Annotated in this window: 4 protein-coding genes; 1 reads left to right on the forward strand and 3 read right to left on the reverse strand. The window is 70.8% G+C overall.

Translation table 11 applies throughout. From position 1 onward, the window contains the following. Positions 1 to 513: 513 nt before the first annotated feature. The 3 genes from ABZ281_RS41040 to ABZ281_RS41050 all read right to left on the reverse strand — a co-directional run bounded on the left by ABZ281_RS41040 (position 514) and on the right by ABZ281_RS41050 (position 2658). Positions 514 to 717 (reverse strand): CBS domain-containing protein, encoded by a 204-nt coding sequence (locus tag ABZ281_RS41040; RefSeq protein ID WP_356663052.1) that lies wholly within the window; start codon positions 715 to 717, stop codon positions 514 to 516. 73 nt (positions 718 to 790) lie between these two features. Then, positions 791 to 2275, reverse strand: coding sequence for a DEAD/DEAH box helicase (locus ABZ281_RS41045; protein WP_356663053.1), 1485 nt, complete (start codon positions 2273 to 2275; stop codon positions 791 to 793). A 179-nt stretch (positions 2276 to 2454) separates the two neighbouring features. After that, positions 2455 to 2658 carry a cold-shock protein gene (locus ABZ281_RS41050; protein ID WP_020119326.1) on the reverse strand — a complete coding sequence of 68 codons (204 nt, stop codon included), beginning with the start codon at positions 2656 to 2658 and terminating at the stop codon, positions 2455 to 2457. Between the two features lie 554 nt (positions 2659 to 3212). Between ABZ281_RS41050 and ABZ281_RS41055 the strand changes: the two genes are divergently transcribed. Beyond that, the gene (locus ABZ281_RS41055; protein WP_356663054.1) at positions 3213 to 3902 is read left to right on the forward strand and encodes a DUF4232 domain-containing protein; all 690 of its coding nucleotides are present in this window, start codon (positions 3213 to 3215) and stop codon (positions 3900 to 3902) included. Positions 3903 to 3984: the final 82 nt, after the last annotated feature.

A 3984-nucleotide genomic window follows, 5' to 3' on the forward strand; every position in this document is an offset into this window, starting at 1 on the left:
CCACTGGAGGTCGTTGGCGAGCGTGTGTCCCTTGCCCTTGCGGATGGCCTTGATCGCGCTCACGATCCGCTTGACCCCGACGCGCTTGGCTGCCGTACGGCACCAGGGCCCCGAAGGAAATTCAACACCATCTGTCGGCTCTCATGCGGTGCCGACCTTCTGTTTCCGCTACCCGGCCCGGCTGCGGGAGGGGTAGCGGGGATCGCGGCTGCGTGACCGGGGACCACCATCCAATCCGGGGTCTTGCGGTACCCGGACCGGGAGCTTCCCGGCCGGGCGATCCTGATGGCGTCTGCTCCTCCGTCCTTCTCGGTTCTGTCTGACCATGTCTACGAGAAGAAGGTTAACCACGACGAGGAGCAATGTCTACCCTGACAAAGACAGATTTTGGAACCCGGTGGATACAGGCATGCTGTGGCGTCCGACGGCGTGGCGACATGGCAATAAGGGCCCTGCCGACGCGCGTCGGCTGGGCCCTCACTGGGTCTCTGGTGGCGGTGACCCGCCTGTGTCTCAGCCCTCCGGGAGGTCCCGGAGCCGGACCCGGTCCGTATAGGTGGGGGCGTCCCGGAGAACACTGAGCCGGGCCAGCGTGACCAGGCCCGTGCTCTGGTCGTCCCCGTCGCAGAGGACGAGGTGATCGACCTGCGCACCGGCCATGAGGGACAGCGCCACCTCGACCGTCATGTCGTCAGGGATCCGAGGTGCGTGTGCCATGGAGTGGTGCTGCGTCAGAACCGGCGTCAAGGGTGTCTCCTGCCGAGTGGGGATGGCGAGTGGGCGCAGGGCTCTACGCGGCCGAGCCGAAGCCGGTCCGCCGCTGCCCCCTGGGGCGCGCCGCTTCACCGGCGGGGCGGCCCTGCCCGGCGGGACGGCGGCCCCGGCGGCCCCGGGACCCGGCGGACGCGCCGCGAGGGCGTTCCGCGCGCGGCGCGGGGATGACGACCGGGACCCCGGAAGGGGCCTGGGCGCCCGTGATGCGGCTCAGCTCCGCCTCGCCGGAACGCACCTGGGCGACCTGGGGGGTGATGCCCGCCGACGACATCAGCCGGCTCATGCCGCGCCGCTGGCCCGGGGTCACCAGGGTGACCACGCTGCCGGACTCGCCGGCGCGTGCCGTACGGCCGCCGCGGTGCAGGTAGTCCTTGTGGTCACTGGGCGGATCCACGTTGACGACCAGGTCGAGGTTGTCGACGTGGATGCCGCGGGCCGCGACGTTCGTCGCCACCAGGACCGTCACGTCCCCGCTCTTGAACTGGGCGAGGGTCCGGGTCCGCTGCGGCTGGGACTTGCCGCCGTGCAGGGCCGCGGCGCGGACACCGCTGCTCAGCAGGTGCGCGGTCAGCCGGTCCACCGCGTGCTTGGTGTCGAGGAACATGATCACCCGGCCCTCGCGCGCCGCGATCTCGGTGGTCGTCCGGTGCTTGTCGGTGTCGTGCACATGGAGCACGTGGTGCTCCATCGTGGTGACCGCGCCCGCGGACGGGTCGACGGAGTGCACCACCGGGTCGTGCAGATAGGTGCGGACCAGCCGGTCGACGTTGCGGTCCAGGGTGGCGGAGAACAACATCCGCTGACCGCCGGGGCGCACCTGGTCGAGCAGGGCGGTGACCTGCGGCATGAAGCCCATGTCGGCCATCTGGTCGGCCTCGTCGAGGACGGTGATGTCGACCTGGTCCAGGCGGCAGTCGCCCCGGTCGATGAGGTCCTTGAGCCGGCCGGGCGTGGCGACGACCACCTCGGCCCCGCCGCGCAGCGCACTGGCCTGCCTGCCGAGCGGCATCCCGCCGACGACGGTGGCGAGCCGCAGGCTCACGGCGCGGGCGTACGGCGTGAGCGCGTCGGTGACCTGCTGGGCCAGCTCGCGGGTGGGCACGAGGACGAGGGCGAGCGGCTGCCGCGGCTCGGCGCGCCGCCCGGCCGTCCGGGCCAGTACGGCGAGCCCGAAGGCGAGCGTCTTGCCCGAGCCGGTGCGGCCGCGGCCCAGGACGTCCCGGCCGGCCACGGAGTTCGGCAGGGTCGCCGCCTGGATCGGGAACGGCGCGGTCACGCCCTCGTGGCCGAGGGTGGCCAACAGCCGTGCGGGCAGGTCGAGATCGGCGAACGACTCGACGGCCGGCAGCGGGGGCGTGATGGTCTCCGGCAGGGCGAACTCGCCTTGGGGAGCCCTGCGGGGTCCGTGGCTCCTGGGGCCGCGCGGGCCGCCGGAGCGGCGGTCGGCGCCGTCGCTCCTCGGGAAACGGTCACGGGTACGGGATGTGTGGGCACGCTTCATGCGGGACCTTCCTTGACGGGCGCGTAGCAAGGAAATCCGCAGCAGAGGAGCGGCGCAGAGAATCTCGAGACGAGCCGAAGTCGATGCGGCCGGATCGGGCCGGCGGGGAAAACAGCGAGCTGGGGCCCGCACCCCTTCAGGTGCGGGCCCCAGCTGCGAAATATGCGCGAGCGCCGATGTCAGGCGGGCACGATGTTCTCGGCCGTCGGGCCCTTCTGGCCCTGCGCGATGTCGAACGACACCTTCTGGCCTTCGAGCAGCTCGCGGAAGCCCTGGGCGGCGATGTTCGAGTAGTGGGCGAAGACGTCGGCGCCGCCGCCGTCCTGCTCGATGAAGCCGAAGCCCTTTTCAGAGTTGAACCACTTCACGGTACCGGTAGCCATTTTGTTTCTCCTTCGGAGGCGGTTTCGGGAATTCACCCTGTGCGAATTCCGTGTCGCCGTGATGATTACCCCGTAGGAAATGAACCTTCTGGCAACCACACCTGCAACTGAGATCGACAGTAGCACGGTGGGTTCGGCCCCGTGGCGACCGGAAATTGCGATCCGGTGGACGATCGAGGAATATTCGGCGGGCCCCGCTTCTATTTCTCATTTTGCGGGCACAGATATTTCCCTCCACGGGCGCGGGCCTTCCTGTCGCGCCCTCGTGTGCCGGCCCTGTGACCTCTGCCGACGGGTGATGAGCCGCTGCCGCCGCGCTCGGCGGACGGCATGGCGGCGGACGCGCCGCCGCGCCGCTCCGGCGACGAAGGTCACACCCCCCGGATGGCCGTATCCGGCGACAACTACGTGGACATGTCACCGATCGGTGACGGCGTGGTGCGGGAACGGAGACGACGGGATCCCCGCGGCTCCCAGCCCCCTCATAGGGATCAAGAAACAACGGGAGGCCGAACCGACCGCGGCCTCGACCGCTCGACGAATCACGGGATTTCATGTCCGGCAACCGTCGCAAGGCCTTTCTCGTCTCCGCAGCCCTCATCGGCGGCGCCCTGCCGATGACCGCATGCCAGGACACGGACAGGGCCGCGGACACCGGCACATCGCAGGGTTCCTCGTCCGCTTCCGGTGACGCGGCCACCCCGTCCGGCTCCTCGGCCGCGGGCAGCGGCAAGGGCACCGGCAAGGACTCCGGCGCGGCCGGCAAGGGCTCCGGGGCGACGGGCGGGACCGAGGACGGGGCCGGCTCCGGCGCCGACACCGGCGACGGCAAGCGGGAACCCGTCGGGCAGAGCTGCGGCGCCAACGACATCTCCTGGAACACCAAGTCCGAGACCCGGGCCGGTGGCTACATCCTGATCTCCGCGAAGGCGAAGCCGGAGATCACCTGCGTCCTGCCCGCCGCGCTGCCGACCGTCGCCTTCGGATCCGACGGCACCGAGGCGGGCCCCGCGGAGCAGGCCGTGGGCGAGCAGATCACGCTGAGCGGGAACACCACCGCCTACGCCGGGGTCAACCCCAAGAGCACCGGCAGCGACGGCGGCAAGGAGCTGGACAGCATCATCGTCGCCGTCGGTGACGGCGACCCCGAGCCGGTCTCCCTGAAGGTCGGGACCATCACGGTCGACAAGCCGGTCGTCACCAACTGGCACACCTCCGCGACGGACGCCGTGCCCTTCGGCTGAACGGACCCGCCGCTCCCCTCGGGGCTACCACGGCACCTCGCCCTCGTCGTCGAAGAAGGCGCCGGTCGGGCCGTCGGCGGGC

Source organism: Streptomyces sp. NPDC006265, from assembly GCF_040613555.1.
Classification (GTDB): domain Bacteria; phylum Actinomycetota; class Actinomycetes; order Streptomycetales; family Streptomycetaceae; genus Streptomyces.